This is a genomic window from Hymenobacter metallilatus, assembly GCF_003944705.1.
Lineage (GTDB): Bacteria > Bacteroidota > Bacteroidia > Cytophagales > Hymenobacteraceae > Hymenobacter > Hymenobacter metallilatus.
On record NZ_RWIS01000001.1, the window covers coordinates 524460 to 542077 of the forward strand.

At 58.5% G+C, this 17618-nt stretch carries 2 protein-coding genes; both read left to right on the forward strand.

Annotation, left to right across the window (positions count from 1 at the left end):
- Positions 1–430: 430 nt before the first annotated feature.
- On the forward strand, positions 431–7402 hold the full coding sequence (locus EI290_RS02150; protein WP_125426250.1) for a T9SS type A sorting domain-containing protein: 6972 nt from the start codon (positions 431–433) through the stop codon (positions 7400–7402).
- A 604-nt stretch (positions 7403–8006) separates the two neighbouring features.
- A complete protein-coding gene (locus tag EI290_RS02155) occupies positions 8007–16619 on the forward strand; it encodes an Ig-like domain-containing protein (RefSeq protein ID WP_185816807.1) in 8613 nt (2870 codons plus the stop codon).
- Positions 16620–17618: the final 999 nt, after the last annotated feature.

Genomic DNA, 17618 nt, shown 5'->3' on the forward strand with positions numbered 1-17618 from the left:
AAATCCGGAGAGTTGCCGGATTTTGGATCATACTGTTCAGGGTTCCTATTCTGGGAAACAGTTATTAATACGTAGCGCTTCCACTCCGGAGGGTGCAGCCGGCATTGTGGCCGCTAAAAGGTTCTTATTACGGTATGAGCGCACATTAAGGATATAACAAAACGTATATCGACTGCGCCTGTAAATGCATTCCCAATTTGGTAATTATTACTTCATTTTCCCAATTTAAGAATGCATGTGGTTCATTATTAGATCATTGAACTAAATATATCCTTCCTTACGTAGGTTCACACACCGCCAGGTGTCTTTTGTCGGAAACGTAGGTAATACGGGCCACAGGCAGACATTTTGAGCGGTATAATCCTGTGTGGCTGCTACTGTTTCTGCTGCGGCTGCCGGGGTTGCTTTTTCCACCTACTTTTTATAGTTCATGAAGAAAGCTTTACGTCTCTGGGTTGCTCTGCTCCTGGCAGCCAGTCTGGTATCACCCGACGTGCAGGCTCAACGGGTAGTGCCATCTTCGTCGCTGCCGGCGGTAATGCCCAGCCTCAGCGACCTGCAGCCCCCCTCCTTCCGGCAGCTGCGGCCGGAAACTGTGCCCACCCAGGCAGTTACCACCACTACGCAGAACAGTCAGGACGCCGGCCGGCCGGCGGCAGCTCCTACCGTTGCCAGCCAAACGGTTACCATTGGGGGCACTACGGGGCTGTATTACATTATCAACCTGAACGTTACCAACAACGGCGGGTTTCCGATTACGGCTTACCGGTTTTTCTCGGTGCCATCTGCTGCTGTTGCCGAGCTGTACGTATATAATTCCTCCAGTGGGGCGCTGAAACAGATAACCACGGCGCCAAGTGAGGAACTGCTAGCCGATTACAACCAAGTACTGATTCGGCCGACGACTAACGCTACGGGTACTACGTCGTTTCAGTGGCGGGCCCGCAACAGCAACGGCGAGCTATCTACTTCGTCGGCCACATTTACCATAAATGTGGAGCAGACGCCGGTAGCAGCGGCCCTGATTTCGCAGATTGTACCGGCCGGAGCCCCGGCTACTACCCTTACGGAGCCCCTATCGGTGGAGCCCGGCAGTATTGCCGCCACCGACTACGTGATACTAAGCTTACCCTCGGCTGCCCAGGGCACACTGGCCCTGAATGGTGCCGCCATAACGGTTGGGCAGGTAATAACGGCGGCCCAGGCGTCTCAGCTCACCTTCGATCCGGCAGCGGGTTTCTTTGGCACAGCCGTGTTCAGCTACCGCGCCCGTAATGCCAACGGCACCAACGGCAGCAGCGCCAGCTACGGTATTCCAGTAGCCCGGGCCACCTGTGGCCAGGCCAGCACCCTCAACTTTGCCAACCAGCCCGACGGCCAAAACTTCCAGACCACCCAATCGGTGCTGGTGGAGGGCGTAACCATTACGGCCAGCAACTACACCGCCCCCAACGGCCAGACGACTTTGCAGGTAGAAGACAACCAGGCCCTGCCCGGCAAGGCGCTGCTGTGGTCTACTGATTATACCTCATCAGCCAATGCTGCGTCTTCAGTTGACTTCACGTTTAGCCGGCCGCTGGATAATTTCTCCATTGCTCTGGCCGATATTGACCAAGTAAACAATACCTGGCGCGACCAGGTGCAGCTGGATGGCTACACGGCCAGCGGGCAGATAGTAACCCTCTCCTCCTCGGATGTGGCTCTAGCGCCCAACAACTCCAACAACTTTGCGGCTACCAACCTGGTAACGGGCCAGGGCAACTCCAATAACTTTGGCCCCAACAGCAACGTGGTAGTTACGTTTCCGCAGCCCATTGTGCGTCTGCGCCTCACCTACCGCAACACGGAGCCGGTAGCCGACCCCGGTGGCCAGATCATCGGCATCAATTCGATTTCATGGTGCTCGGTGGTAGATGTATACACGCGGTTTACGGCTGGGCCGGTGGCGGCCTCGGTGGGTAACACCGTGAGCTACACCGTGGAGTACGGCAATAACGGCCCCGATGCCGCCCAGCAGGTAACCCGCACCGTGACTTTGCCCGCGGGCGTTACCAACGTAGTTATTCCCACAGGTGCTACCTACGATGCTGCTACCCGGGTAATCGACTTCGGTGCGGCGGCTTCGGTAGCCAGCGGCAGCCCTACTTCGTTCACATTCAGCTTCACGGTGCCATCTACCACCGGGGCCTATAGCCTCACGGCCAACACCAGCACCCCTGGTAACGAAAACGGCGCCACGGCCAACAACACGGCCACCCGCAACCTGACGGTAAGCGACTGTAACCAGGTAAGCAGCCTGAACTACGCTACAGCCGCAACCGGCAGCCGCCGAACGGGCACCGAAACCCTGGGCGGCACCAGCTACACGTACAGCTACACCCAGAACACCGCTGCCGACGTGTTCAGCGTTGGCACGGACGCTAACCTCTCGGGTCAGACGTTGGCATGGCAGCTGACCACTAACACCGCTACCAGATCGGCAACCGCCACGCTGCTCTTCAGCCGGCCGGTTGATAACCTGACTCTGAGTGTACAGGACATTGAAACCGGTACGCAGCTCACCGAAGCGGTGCAGTTTAACGGCTATACTACTACCACCGGCGGCACGGCGGCTACCTTGTCAGCTGCCAATTTTACCCTGGGCTCTGCCACCTCCTTCTCCTCCCCGAACACCGTGCAGGGCACGGCGGCCGTGGCAGCTGGCTCACCCAATGGCAACGCCACCGTGCGCTTCACCACGCCGGTGCGGCGCCTGGAGCTGGTATTCTCCAATGCCAACACCCTCTTCACGGCGGCCCGTACTGCTACCATTGGTATCAACAGTCTGAGCTTCTGCGCCCAGGCCGACCTGGCTACCACCGTAACTCCGCAAACCTCACCTATCAACGCCGGCACCACGGGTCAGCTCAACGTTACCTTCACCAACGCTGGTCCCGATGCCTCGAGTAACGTGGTGCGGCAGGTGCAGCTACCGACAGGCCTCGCGGGCGTAACCGTCAGCAACGGCGGCTCCTACGATGCGGCAACCGGCCTGGTAACCTACTCGACGCTGGCCTCGCTGGCCAGCGGGGCCTCGCAGAACTCCGTTATTACGTTTACGGCCCCGAACAACGCCACCGCCGTTACGGCCGCCGCCGTTATCAGCGGGGATGCCAGTGAAGGGGGTAACACGGCCAACAACTCAGCCAGCGGCACGGTGGTAATTAACCCTGTAGCTGATGTAACCACGGTACTTAATGGCCCCACCAGCCTGCTGGCCGGGCAGCCCTCGGGTACTTACACGGTATCGTTCAGCAATACTGGTTTGAGCAGCGCCAGCACGGTGGCTCAAACGGTTACCTTGCCCGCCGGAGTTACCAACGTGGTTATTCCGAACGGAGCCACCTACAACACAACCAGCCGGGTAATTGATTTTGGCACAGCCGCCACGCTGGCGGCCGGGACGGCCAACTCTTACCAGTTCAGCTTCACGGCTCCGGCTACACCGGGCACGGCCAGTATCCAGAGCACTACCAGCACGGCTACCGGGCAGGGCAGCAACGTCGCCCCCGACCAGTTTACGCTGGGCCTGGATGTACAGGCGGTGGCCGATGTAGCCGTTACCCTGACCACTACCGCCAGCCCCATTAATGCCGGGGCGCAAGGGCAGTTTACGGCTACCTTCAGTAACAACGGCCCTAACTCGGCCAGCAGTGTAACCCGCCAGGTGCAACTGCCCGCCGGCCTTGCAGGAGTTTCGTTGCCGGATGGGGGCTCCTACGACGCCGCAACCGGCCTGGTAACCTTCCCCACCCTGTCGACGCTAGCCAGCGGCACCTCGGCCAACTTCCGGATTCTGTTTACGGCCCCGGCCACGGGGAGCGGCGTAACCGCCACGGCCAGCATTGCCACCCCGGACGTAGAGCTGGGCCAGACGGCCAACAACACGGCCTCGGCCACTATTGCCCTGACTCCGGTGTTCGACCTGATTACGCGCATCACCGGGCCGGCCACCACGGTAGCGGGCACGCTCACCACGTTCAGCGTCATCACGCAGAACAACGGACCATCGGTGGCTACGGGGGCAGTGCAAACTGTGCAGCTGCCTACCGGCCTGACGGGGGTGTACGTGAGCAACAATGGCAGCTACGACAGCTCGACGGGTGTAGTAACTTTCCCAACGGTGGCGGCTCTGGTGAGTGGCGCCAGCCAGAACAATACCATTAGCTTCTTGGCGCCTACGGCGGGCTTCACTGCCACGGCCAGCGTAACGCCTACCGCCGGCGACTCCAACACGGCCAACAACTCGGCTACGGCCGGCGCTACGGCCGTTACGGCGGCCCCGAGCACCAGCGCCAACCTGTTTACCACCATTACGGCCTCGGCTACTTCGGTGGCACCAGGCGGGGCGGTAACCTACACCATTACACAGGGCAACGACGGGCCAAATCCGGCAGCCAATGTAGTAACGTCTGCCTCGTTGCCGGCCGGCCTGACGGGCGTGTCGGTATCGGGAGGCGGCACCTACAACAGCACCACCGGCGTGGTAACCTTCCCGGTTATTGCCACGCAAAATGCGGGCAGCAGCACTGCATACACCGTTACGGTAAATGCGCCGGCCTCCGGCACGCTGCTGGCAGGAGCCAGCGTGGCCTCCGGTACTCCCGACCCCATGCCGGCCAACAACATCTCCACTACTAATGTGCGGGTAAACCCGCTAACGGACGTAGTCACCACGCTTAGCGGCCCCACGACGGCTACGGCCGGCCAGGTGCTTACCTACACTGTTGTTACCTCTAATGCCGGCAGTGCCACGGCCGTTGGCGTACAGCAAACCGTCCAGATTCCGGCCGGCCTGACGGGCGTGTCGGTATCGGGAGGCGGCACCTACAACAGCACCACCGGCGTGGTAACCTTCCCGGCTATTGCCACCCAACTGCCCGGGGCATCTACCTCCAACACTATTACCTACACGGCCCCGGCCAATGGCCCCCTGAACAACGTGGCGGCGGTGGCTACAGCTACGGCCGAAGCTACAACTGCCAACAACCGCTCGGCAGTAACCACTGCCGTAACGCCGGTGGCCGACCTGGCCGTGAGCCTGACCGGTCCCGCCACGGTAGTGGCCGGCAACCCGGTGGTGTATTCCGTTACTACTACCAACAACGGTACCTCGGTGGCGCAAAACGCAGCTACCACGGTGCAGCTACCCACGGGCCTGACGGGCGTGACGGTATCGGGGGGCGGCTCCTATAGCAGCGCAACGGGTCTGGTTACTTTCCCGGTTATTGCCTCGCAGCCGGCCGGCTCCGTCACGAACACCATCAGCTTCGTGGCCCCGGCTACTACCCAGCTGCTGGCTGCTGCCAACACGGCCGCTGACAATGAGGAGGTAACCACCAACAACTCAGCTACGGTGGCTACCACGGTTACGGCTCCTACGGCCCAAACAGTGGATGTGGTAACTACCATTTCGGCCAATATCACCAGCCGTACGCCCGGTCAGCCGGTTACGTTTACCGTAACGACCACCAATAGTGCGGGCAGTGCTACGGCGGCAACCAACGTGCAGCCGGTACTATATCTGCCGGCCGGCCTGACGGGGGTAGTGCTACCAACCGGTGCTACCTATAACAGCACCACCGGCGTGGTAACCCTGCCCGCTAGCAACTCCCTGGCTGCCGGAGCAGCCGCATCCTATGAGGTTACGGTCAATGCCCCAGCCAGTGGCTCGTTCACAGCGCTGGCCTTCAGTAGCGCCAACCAAGCGGAAACCAATACGGCCAACAACTCGGCCACCAGCCTTATTACGGTAACTCCCCAGGCCGATGTGGTAACCACCGTAACGGGCCCCGCCAGCATTAGTCCAGGCGCGTCAGCTACCTACAACGTCGTAACCCTGAACAATGGCCCTTCGGGGGCAGCAGGCGTACAGCAAACGGTACAGTTGCCCACCGGCCTGACGGGCGTGGTCGTATCGGGGGGCGGCACGTACAGCAGCGGCTCGGGCGTGGTCACCTTCCCGGCTATCAGCGTGCTGCCGCCGGGTTCGGCTAATGCCGTAACCAATACCATCACCCTCACGGCCCCGGCCACGGCATTTGCGGCGGTGGGTACGGTTACCACCACTACGGCCGAAACCAACAGCGGCAACAACAGTTCCACGCAGAATACAGCCATGGCCAACCAGCCGCCCACTGCCGTTGCCGTTGTAAGTGCCCAGCGTACCCCGGTAGGCAACTCGGCCGGCGCCATGGCCCTGTCGGCTTTGCTGGGCCGGGATGCCGATGGCACAGTATCATCCTTCACCATCACCAGCCTGCCTACCGCCGCTCAGGGAGTGCTCTATTACAACGGCAACCCGGTTACGGTGGGCCAGAGCATTCCGGCCAGTGATGCTGCCCTGCTCACCTTTGACCCTGTAGCCGGCTACGTAGGCAACGTGTTCTTTACTTTCACGGCCACCGACAACGCCAATGCCACATCTACGGCAGCCCTGTACACGGTGCCCGTTGGCCAGGATATTAATTCGGTGTACACCAACTCCCCCACGAAGGGCGGCACGGCGGCTACCTCCTACCAGAACAACGACCCCATTGCCCGGGTGTTCGATGTGAACGGGGGCAAATACAGCTCCGATGGGTCGGTAACGGCCAACGGCCTTACCGCAGCTACCACCAATGCGGCCGGTACCACCCAGCTCAGCAGCCTCGGCTTGCAGCTGGATGCCGTTACGGGCCTGATTTCCGTTCAGGACCGTTCCAAGCTGAAAGCCGGCACTTACACGGTTCAGGTTACAACAGTTGATGCCTACGGAGGCACCAATACGCAACCCGTAACTTTCACCATTGGGGCAGCGCCGCTACCGGTAACGCTGGTCAGCTTCACGGCCAAAGCCGTAGCCATGGATGCCCAGCTCACCTGGAATACCGCCCAGGAACTCAACAACGGCTATTTCGTGGTAGAGCGCAGCCTCAATGGCCAGGAGTTTGCTGCCATTGGGCAGGTGAAAGGCCAAGGCACCACTACCACCGCTACACCGTATGCCTTCACCGACCGGGGCATCGGGCGGAAGGGAGCAGGACCCGTGTACTACCGCCTGCGGCAGGTTGATCATGACGGAACATTCAGCCTGAGTGCCGTGCAAGTCGTGACCTTCGCCGTTACTACCGCCGCCGATGTTACGGTATATCCCAACCCGGCTTCCGACCGCACAGATACCTTCCTGGACCTGTCGGGGCTGCCGGGCGGACCCTACGTGGTATCCATCACCGACATGGCGGGCCGTACGGTACGGATTGCCGCCGGCACCGGCGGCAGCCGGCAACTGTTGGATATGACGGGGCTACCTACAGGAAGCTACCTGATACAGGTGGAGGGCAACGGACAGGTAATTACCAAGCGCCTGACCAAAGCGGAGTAAAACACTCCGCATTCCTGTATAACCCACACTGGCCGGCTTCTCATATGAGAGGCCGGCCAGTGTGGGTTATTGGCTTACCGGTTCTCCCGCACAGTTCCTGTCTGCTCGCCTTATCTACTTATTTGTACTCGGTTTAACTGCTGCAAACACCACCGGAAACAGCACCGTGCACTCTTTACATTTTCATAATGCAGCAGGTAAATCCAACGGCGGCCGATTTTTCGTAGCCTTTTTTTCAATTCTCTTCCCGTGGTGGCCTTCCTCAAATATAGCAGGGTGCCTATCCTGTTTTTGCACCCTAAAATTGTTGGTTTAACGATGCTACAGGATAGTTCGGCGAGATTTACCCGGATGGTATACCCTCCATTTTAGTTTTGTAGCGCCTAGTATTCCCTTGGTATAGTACAGCCTTCCTTTGCATTCACCATACTTTTTTTCAATGAGAACATGCTTACGATTGGCAGCACTGCTGCTAACCTGGGCCGCCTTTGGCCAGACAACAGGCTGGGCACAAGTGCTCAGGCCCAACTCCGCGGAGTGGTGGAGTCGTATTGAAATAGCGCCTCTCTCCTTCCCGACGCCGGCAACTACTGGTAATCGTCCGATGGCAATTCCGGTTGCTCGTACGGAAACCAGCCAGATCATGCTCAACAGCTTTGGGCGTACCGCTTTGTCACGGACGCTTTCGGCTACTGATCCGGACAACAACCCCATTGCCAGCTACATCATCAATACCTTGCCCCCGACGGCGTCGGGGGTGCTGGAGTTGAGCGGAACGGCCGTAACGGCCGGCCAGGTAATTCCGGCCGCCAACATCGGCAACCTGACGTTTGACCCGGCGGCCGGCTATTTTGGCCTGGCCAATTTTACGTATTCGGCCCGCGACAACGCCAACGAAACCTCGACTACAGTTACTTACGCCATTCCGGTTAGTAACCAGTCATGCGCGCAGAACTCCGGGCTGGACTTCTTCAACCGGACATTGGGCGAGGATTGGGCGGCAGGCCGCTCAGTAACTGTACAGGGCACCACCATAACGGCGGGCAGCTACACCGCCCCGGCCAGCACCACCACGTTCAATATTGCCGACCAAGGCGCTGACCGTGGCATTGGCCTGACGTGGACGGCCGATTATACGGCCACTAACGCCGCGACTTCCAGCGTAACCTTCACCTTCGACCGGGCCGTTTCGGGCTTCTCGTTTGTGGTGAATGACATTGACCGGCAGGCAACCGGCGCAGCCAACACCACCTGGACGGATGAGTTGACTGTGGCTGGTATTCGCCCAAATGGTACCACGATTACCCTGGGCAACGGCGACGTAATCGTCGGCTCGAACAATACCAACACCTACAACGGCAACAACATCATCACGGGTACGGCCAGCAACACGGGTGCGGCGGGCAACGTGCTTATTACGTTTCCGGAGGCTATTAACCGCCTGGTGCTCACGTACAAAAACACGCAGACCACCTACACAAATCCCGGAGGGCAATTCGTCACGTTCACGTCCTTCTCCTGGTGCTCTCGCTCCGATGTGGGCACGGCCATTGCCGGCCCTGCTTCGGCTCCGGCTGGCAGCACCGTCAGCTACACTGTTACAACAACCAACAACGGCCCCGACGTACCAGCTACCATTACGCCCACCGTGCAGCTGCCGACGGGCCTTTCCGGCGTTACGGGTGGCACGTATAACTCGGCTACCGGCCTGCTGACGCTGGCTCCGGTGAATGACCTGGCTTCGGGTAACTCCACCGCCAGCATCATTTCCTTTGTGCTGCCGGCGGCCGGAGCAACCTCCACCTCAGGCTTCACAACTTCCATTGAGGATGTAGTCACGGTCAATAATACGGCTTCTATCAGCACCACGGTGCGGGCTACTGGGGCCAGCGGCACGGCCGGCCCCTGCGCCACAGCCGGCCGCGACGGCTCGGCTACCATTAGCACGAACCCGGTTACTTACTACCCTACTACCAACCAGACGGTAAGCGTCAATGGCACCTCCATTGTAGTGGGGGCTGCCACCGGTGCGGCCACCAACATTGCCGCCGGCGACCTGCTGCTGGTGGTGCAAATGCAGGGAGCTGATATCACCTCTTCTAACTCCAGCGCCTACGGCGACGGAGTAGCTGGCATTCCGGCAAATGGTAATACGGCTACCAACTTCACGGCTGGCCAGTACGAGTATGTGGTAGCTAACAATGCCATTACGGCAACGGCAGGCGGTACGCTTACTCTTACTACCGGTCTTAAAAACGCCTACCAGACGGCTGCCGCCACAGGCACGCAGGGTCGCCGGGTATTTCAGGTGGTACGCATTCCGCAGTATCTCAACCTTACGCTGGGAGCCAACATTACGCCCAAAGTATGGGACGGCACCACGGGTGGTATTATAGCCCTGGACGTGGCAGGCCAACTAAACCTGGCTGGTTTCACGATTGACGCTTCGGGTTCCGGCTTCCGGGGTGGAGCGGGCCGTCAGCTGGCTGGCGACAAAACCAATCCGACTACGCTTACCGGCACCGACTACCGCAGCCTGGCTACGCTGAATGCCAATGGTATGAAGGGAGAAGGCACGGCTGGTACACCACGTTATGTAAATAATGCTGGCACCCTGTTCGATACGGGGGTGGAAGGCTACCCGAACGGCAGCGCCGGCCGCGGTGCTCCCGGTACCGCCGGTGGCGGTGGCACCGACTCCAACCCGGTAAACAACGATGAAAACACTGGGGGCGGCGGCGGAGCCAACGGTGGCGCTGGCGGCCGGGGCGGTAACGCCTGGAACTCCAACGCGGCTGTTGGTGGCGAAGCCGGTGGCGTGTTTACTGCTTCCTCCAGCAGCCGGGTAGTACTCGGCGGCGGGGGTGGCGCAGGCTCTACCAACAATGGTACGGGTACACCGGGTACCGGTTTTGCCAGCAGTGGCGCAACCGGTGGTGGCATCGTGCTGCTGCGTACTGGCACGGTTGCCGGTTCGGGCACTATTCTGGCCGATGGAGCCAGCGCGAACAACTCCGTTGCTAATGACGGCAGCGGGGGTGGCGGAGCCGGTGGCTCTATTGTACTGACGGCCAACGTAACCAGTGGTCTGAGCGGGCTGACTTTGAGCGCTAAAGGCGGAAATGGCGGCACCAACACCGGTGGCGGCGCACCGCACGGCACGGGCGGCGGTGGCGGTGGTGGGGTTATTCTCACCAACGGCGCACCTGCAGCAGCTACCATTACGGCAGGTGCCAACGGCACTACTCCCGGGGGTGGCGCTTTCGGTGCGGAGCCAGGTAATGCCGGTTTCAGCAACGCAGCCATCAGCAACAGTATTGCCAACAGCACGGCGGGCATCAACTGTATTGCCGACGTGGCCACGACCATTACCGGTCCGGCCTCAGCCAATGCAGGCTCTACTGTTTCGCTAAATGTCACCTTCGCCAACAATGGCGGACAGCCGGCAGCCGGCGCCACCCGCACCGTAACGCTACCAGCCGGGGTATCCAATGTGGTAGCCAGCGGCGGTACCGTAAGCGGTACGGTAGCAACGGGCTACACCATCACCTACAGCGGTACGCCGCTGGCAGCAGTTTCCAGCAACAGCTTCACCATCACCTATACGGCTCCCGGCACGGGTCCGGTAGTAGCACAGTCGAATACATCCACAACTACTTCCGAAGGGGCTAACCCCGGTCTGACCGGCAATAACAGCGCTTCGGTATCAACGGCTATAAGCACCGTTGCCGATGTTGCTACTACGCTGACTACCTCGCAGACCAACGTAGCCCCAGGTGCCACCATCACTTATACAGCTCAGGTTACTAACAATGGTCCTTCGCCGGCCCTTTCAGTTGTGCCTACTGTGCAGTTGCCGGCTGGTCTTAACCTGACGACTACTAACCTGCCCGATGGTGGTACTTACAACAACGATACGGGTCTGGTAACGTTCCCCACTACCTCTTCGCTGGCCAGTGGAGCCTCCACTCCGTACCGGATTATCTTCCCGGCTCCGAACTACAACACAACCATCACGGGTAAAGCTGCCAGTACCTCAACGACTACTGATCCGACTGCCACCAACAACGATGGCAGCCAGGCCAATGCCAACGTAACGACGGTAGTTACGCTGCCGACCAACGGCTGCGCCGGTGCCCAATACGGCCCCACACGTAGCAGTGGCCTGTATGGCGAATATTTCAGCGGTTATTTCGCAGATGATCTGACGTTCTTCAACGGCAAAACGGCTGGCCTAGCTCGCTATGATGCCACATTGAACTTTGCTAGCTCTGCGAGTTGGGGCAATTTAACGCCCACGGCTGCCGGTACGGCCAGTAACCCCGATACTTATACGGCCCGTTACCGCGGCAGCATTAACATTGCTACTGCTGGTTCCTACACGTTTTATCTGAACTCCGACGATGCTGCTTATCTGTGGTTGGATGGAGCAGCCTTGGCACCTACTATAGCCAATGCCGCTATCAACAATGGTGGTCTGCATTCTGCACAGGAGCGTACCGTCACCCTTACGCTGTCGGCAGGGGTACATAACTTGCTGGTAGTATATGGTGAGAATGGCGGTATTAACGTGCTGACGCTGGAGTATGCAAGCGCCGGCGCGAACGTGGCCCGTCAGATCATACCAAACTCGGTGCTGTGCGCCAGCGCTTCGCAGCCACCGGTGGCTAACAACGTCACCAACACGCCTGCTATTCCGGACAACAACGGCCCTACGGCCATTGCGGCCCTAAGCGCTACCGACCCGGATGGTCAGATTGACAGCTACACTATCGTAACGCTTCCCCCGGCTGCAGCCGGGGTGCTGTACCTGGTTTCGGGCTCCACGCTGACGGCTGTTACGGCAGGCCAGGTGATTCCGGCGGCCAGTGCGGGCAATCTGCGCTTCGACCCAGTATCGGGCTATGGTACCAATGGGGGCGCCAATGCTTCCTTCACGTATTCAGCTACGGATAATAGCGGCACCGTTTCAAACACGGCTACCTATACACTTACGGTAGGCGTTGCTCCGGTAGCGGTAAACGACCAGAACTTCACGGCTCCGAATACGGCCGTCTCGTTCAACGTGGCTACCAACGACACGGGTCCGAAAGATGCTGCTACCGTTGACCTCGACCCCAATACAGCAGGGATTCAGACGACGAAGACGGTAGCGGGTCAAGGCACCTTTACGGTTGATAATGCTGGGTTGGTAACGTTTACTCCGGTAAATGGCTTCACGGGAACGGCAGTTATTCCGTACACCATCAATGGTACTTCGGGTGCCGTATCCAACCAAGCCAGTATTGCCGTAACAGTACGCTCTCTGGCCGACGTTGCCACGACTGTCAGCTCCAGCGCCAGCACAGTAACGGCTGGTCAGTCGGTTACCTTCACCGTAACGACGACTAACGTAAACACGGCCGGCAATACCCCTGCTACGGGTGTAACTCAAACCCTACAGTTGCCAGCCGGTCTGGGCACAGTTACTTTCTCCAATGGTGGCTCCTATAACAACACCACCGGTCTGGTAACGCTGCTTAGCAATGGTACACTGGCGTTAGGTGCCTCCAATACCTATGGAGTTACGTTTACGGCTCCCGCCAGCGGCCCGGTAGTAGGCACCGCTCAGGTAACAACTACCAGCAACGAAACTGTGCTTTCTAACAACCTGAACTCAGTTTCGGTAGCCGTAACTCCCACGTATGATCTGACCACACGCATCAGCGGGCCAGCCTCTGTGGTAGCGGGTCAACCGGTAACCTTCAGCGTGTCGTCGCTAAACCTTGGCTCCGGCCTGGCTAGCACAGTGGCGCAAACCGTAACCCTGCCAAGAAACCTTACGAACGTTTACGTATCGGATAATGGCATCTACGATGCAGCCTCTGGTGTTGTCACCTTCCCTACGCTGGCCTCTTTACCCAGCGGTCAGAACGTGAACCACGTCATCAGCTTTGTAGCACCTGGTGCCGGCACTATTTCGGCCGTTGCCAATATCTCAGGAGCTGGCAATGAAACCCCCACGACCAACAACCAGGCTACTGCCTCACTGACGGTTAACTCGGCGGGTACCACCAACCAGGCTAACCTGTTCTCCACCATTACATCCTCTACCGCCGCTCCGGCTCCGGGCGAGGTGTACACGTACACCGTGACTTACGGCAACAATGGCCCTGCCACCGGTACCAACACCAGTCTGCGGATTCTGCTGGCTCCGGGCCTGACGGTTACGGGTCTGCCTAGCGGTTACTCCTACAACTCAACCACCGGCGAGATTACGCCTTCGGCCGTAACGGCTACCATGGCCAGCGGCTTCAGCAGTAACTTCACGTTCAGCGTGACGGCCCCGGCAGCAGGTACGGTTCTGGCTACATCTGCCATTGCTGGTACTACCATCGACCCAGTACCAGGCAATAACCAGACGGAGGTTTCGGTAACGGTAACTCCCCGCACGGATTTGTTGACCACAGTATCGGGCCCAAGCACAGCTGTAGCCAACCAGTTGGTAACCTATAATGTAAGCGCCAGCAACAGTGGGGCTGCCGCTGCTGCTGCTGCCACCCAAGTGGTTCGCATTCCGGCCTACCTGGGCACCGCCAACGTGACTATTACGGGTGGGGGTACCTATAACAATACCACTGGTGAGGTTACCTTCGACTTAGGCACTGTAAACGCTGGCACTCAGGTGCAGAACACCATCAGCTTTTATATGCCCACCGAAACCCAGATTAGTGTTGTGTCATCGGTAGCAACTGGTACTCCGGAAACGAACGTAGCTAACAATACTGCTTCCGTTACCACTACCAGCCAACGCTCTTCGGACGTACAGGTGTTTCTGGCATCCCCCGCTAGTCCCATTGTAGCGGGTACGCCCGTAGTATACTCGGTTACAACGGCGAACAACGGCGAGGCGCCAGCCGCTTCGGTCACCACTACAGTACAACTCCCTGCGGGTCTGACGGGAGTAACGGTTTCGGGGGGTGGCAGCTACGATGCGGCCACTGGTGTGGTAACTTTTGCGACCCGGACAGAAGTACCCGCTGGTCCAGATGGGACCATTACCAATACCATTAGCTTCCTAGCTCCAGACGCAAAACGTCTGACGGCAACTGCAGTAGCTAACGTATCCAATGCCACCAATGATCTGAACCTGGGCAACAACGTAGTGCAATCGAGTATTGTAGTTAATCAGCCAACCACTTCCATCAGTGATTTGGCTGTAGCCATCAGCTCCGATGCTAGTACCTATACGGCCGGTTCGCCTATCACCTACACGGTAACCGTAACGAACAATGGCACGGCTGATGCTACGGATGTACGCACTCGTATAGCTCTGCCAGGTGACTTAACAGGTTTCTCAGGCCCAGCTGGTGCCTCTTACAGCACTGGTTCCGGCGTAGTACTCATTACCTCGAGTACGGCGAATGTTTCGCTGGCCAGTGGTTCCTCACTTACATACTCCTTTAGTGTCAATGCGCCGGGCGCAGGTCCGGTAGTAGCCGTAGCCAGCACATCTTCGGATAACACGGATAATGTGCCAGCTAATAATATCAGCCAGAACAGCGTGAACATTACCTCACTGGCCGATGTGCAAACGGTACTGGATGGAGTAGGCACTGCAGTGGCTGGCAGCACGGTTTCTTACACGGTAATTACCCGTAATAATGGGGCGTCGCCAGCTAGTAATGTACAGCAAACGGTTCAGCTGCCTACGGGCCTGACGGGCGTTGTGGTATCGGGAGGTGGCAGCTACGATAGTAACTCAGGCGTAGTAACCTTCCCCACTATCAGTTCGCTGAATTCGGGTACTGCACAAGCCGTTATCAATACCATCAGCTTCCCGTTCCCAACGGCTTCTTACCGCTTGGTAGCCAACGTAAGCACAACTACTGCAGAAGGCGGTGTAACGGCGAACAACACGGACCCTTTCACAACGAACATTGCTAACCAGGCCCCAGTAGCCCGGAACGTGGTAAACAACATCACGGCTCCCGATGCCACTAACGCCGCCGTCGATCAGCCAATTGCCGCGCTGGCCGCCACGGATGCAGATGGCACGATCAGATCGTTCACTATCAGTAACCTGCCGAACACGACCACGCAGGGTACGCTGTATGTGAACGGGGTGGCAGCCACCGAAGGTCAGGTGGTGACCCTGGCAGATGCTTCGAAGCTTTCCTTCAAGCCAGTCAATGGCTTCGTTGGCAATGCCTTCTTCAACTACACTGCCCTCGACAACAATAGCCTGGTCTCGAACAACACGGCCGTATACACGATTCCAGTAGCCTCGGATAATAACTCGAGCTACGCTACTACCCCTGCGAAAGGCGGTAGTAACCGCTACCAGAACAACGATGTGCTGGCTTACGTGGTGGACCCCAATGGGGCAGTGTACAACGGTTCAGGTGTTATCTACGATGCTACTACCGGAGCACTGGTGAGTGGGTCGGTAGCGAATGGCCTGCCTACCTCTGGTACCAACGCCACCATCTCTGCAGCCGATCAGAATAAACTGAGTGCTGTAGGACTGGCGCTGAACCCGGCCACCGGTCAGGTATACGTAGCGAACCGACTGCTGCTTAAGCAGGGCACTTACTCAGTCAGCATTACCACTACCGATATTTACGGCGGCGTAACCACGCAAACTGTAAATATTCCGGTGGGTGCCAGCCCGTTGCCGGTAACGCTGGTGAGCTTCACGGCCACGGCGGCCGGGCAGGATGCGAAGCTGGCCTGGACCACGGCCCAGGAAGTGAACAACGCCTATTTCCTGGTGGAGCGCAGCTTCGACGGCCACTCGTTCGAGGTCCTCAAGCAGGTGCAGGGCCAGGGCACCACGGCCACGGCCACGCCCTACGCCCTGCTCGACGCGCAGGTGGCGGCCAAAGCGCAGGGCCGCCTGGCCTACTACCGCCTGCGGCAGGTGGACACCGACGGCACCGAAGCCCTCAGCTCGGTGCAGACCGTGCGCTTCGCGGCGGCGCTGCTGGCCGGTGAGGCCCAGCTCTATCCCAACCCGGCCAGCAGCGCGACGGATGCCCGCCTGGACCTGTCGGCCCTGCCCGCCGGCACCTACCAGGTGACCATCACCGACCTGGCCGGCCGCCGGGTGCGCTCATTCCAGCAGGCCGGGGGCAGCAGCGAAGCGCTGCACGTGACAGAGCTGCCCAGCGGCAGCTACCTGGTGCAGGTGCAGGGCAACGGCCAATCGGTGGTCAAGCGCCTGACCAAAGAATAGCCCCCCCCGGCTATTCGAGCCTGTCAATAAAACGCCCCCTCTCCCTCCCGGAGAGGGGGCGTTTTGAATATTACCCAGCCACGTATTCACTCCAACTCAGTAACGCTTTCTGCAAGGGGCTTTTACTAAGAAATTTGTTTTCCCATAATGAACAAATAAACAAAAGGAGTGTCTCTGCTTGCTGAACCGTCGATAAAACACTGTGAACGATAGTTATAATTGATGTATACTCCTGTAATTTTACGGTTGACTTCTATAATTTGGAAGTAGCTGTGTAGTGATTTCTTTCCTAAGCTTTTACATATGAAAACACACGTACGCTTACTGGCACTTGCTACGTGCTGGGCAGTCGTGGGCTCATCTCTGCAGACCAGTGCACAAGCACAGGATCTAAGGATTAGAAAGGCCACGTCTCTGCAAATTCAGCCTGCTGCTGAACAGCAGGCTACCACCTCGGGGCAGGCTGCCACCTTTCCGTTTGCTCAGCCTATGGGCTCTGTATTGCGGCCTGCTAGCTTTGTGCTTGGTGCTGGTGGAGTAGCTGGACGCCCTAACGCTCTTCCCGTTGCCACAAATGTTAATGGCACGCGCCTTATTAAAAACAACGGAACGTTATATCAATTTAACGAAGGGCTAGCTGGATCCGATGCCGACGGGGACTTGGTTCGATTCCGATTTGAGTCGTTACCGACCAATGGGACTTTGTATGTAGCAGATGCCAACATCCAGAGTTTCCAGCAGGTTACGGTTGGCATGGTCGTTTCGCCTCAGCAGGCGCAGTACCTTGCCTTTGCTGCTACAAATGGTTCGGCCATTGGAACGAGAAGCTTTCAGTTTGTGGCGGGTGATGCGCCGGGCGGTATTTCTAATACCGCTACGTACACCTTTCAGGTAGTCAATAATTTCCCGCCTACCACCAACGACTTTACCACAGCTACCCTTATCAGTAATAACCTGCGCCAGCCCCTTCGGGATCTGGCAGCATGGGGGTTCAGTGAT

Coding starts and splice junctions, on each gene's coding strand:
- EI290_RS02150 (WP_125426250.1), top strand. CDS start 431: ATGAAGAAAGCTTTACGTCTCTGGGTTGCTCTGCTCCTGGCAGCCAGT.
- EI290_RS02155 (WP_185816807.1), top strand. CDS start 8,007: ATGGCAATTCCGGTTGCTCGTACGGAAACCAGCCAGATCATGCTCAAC.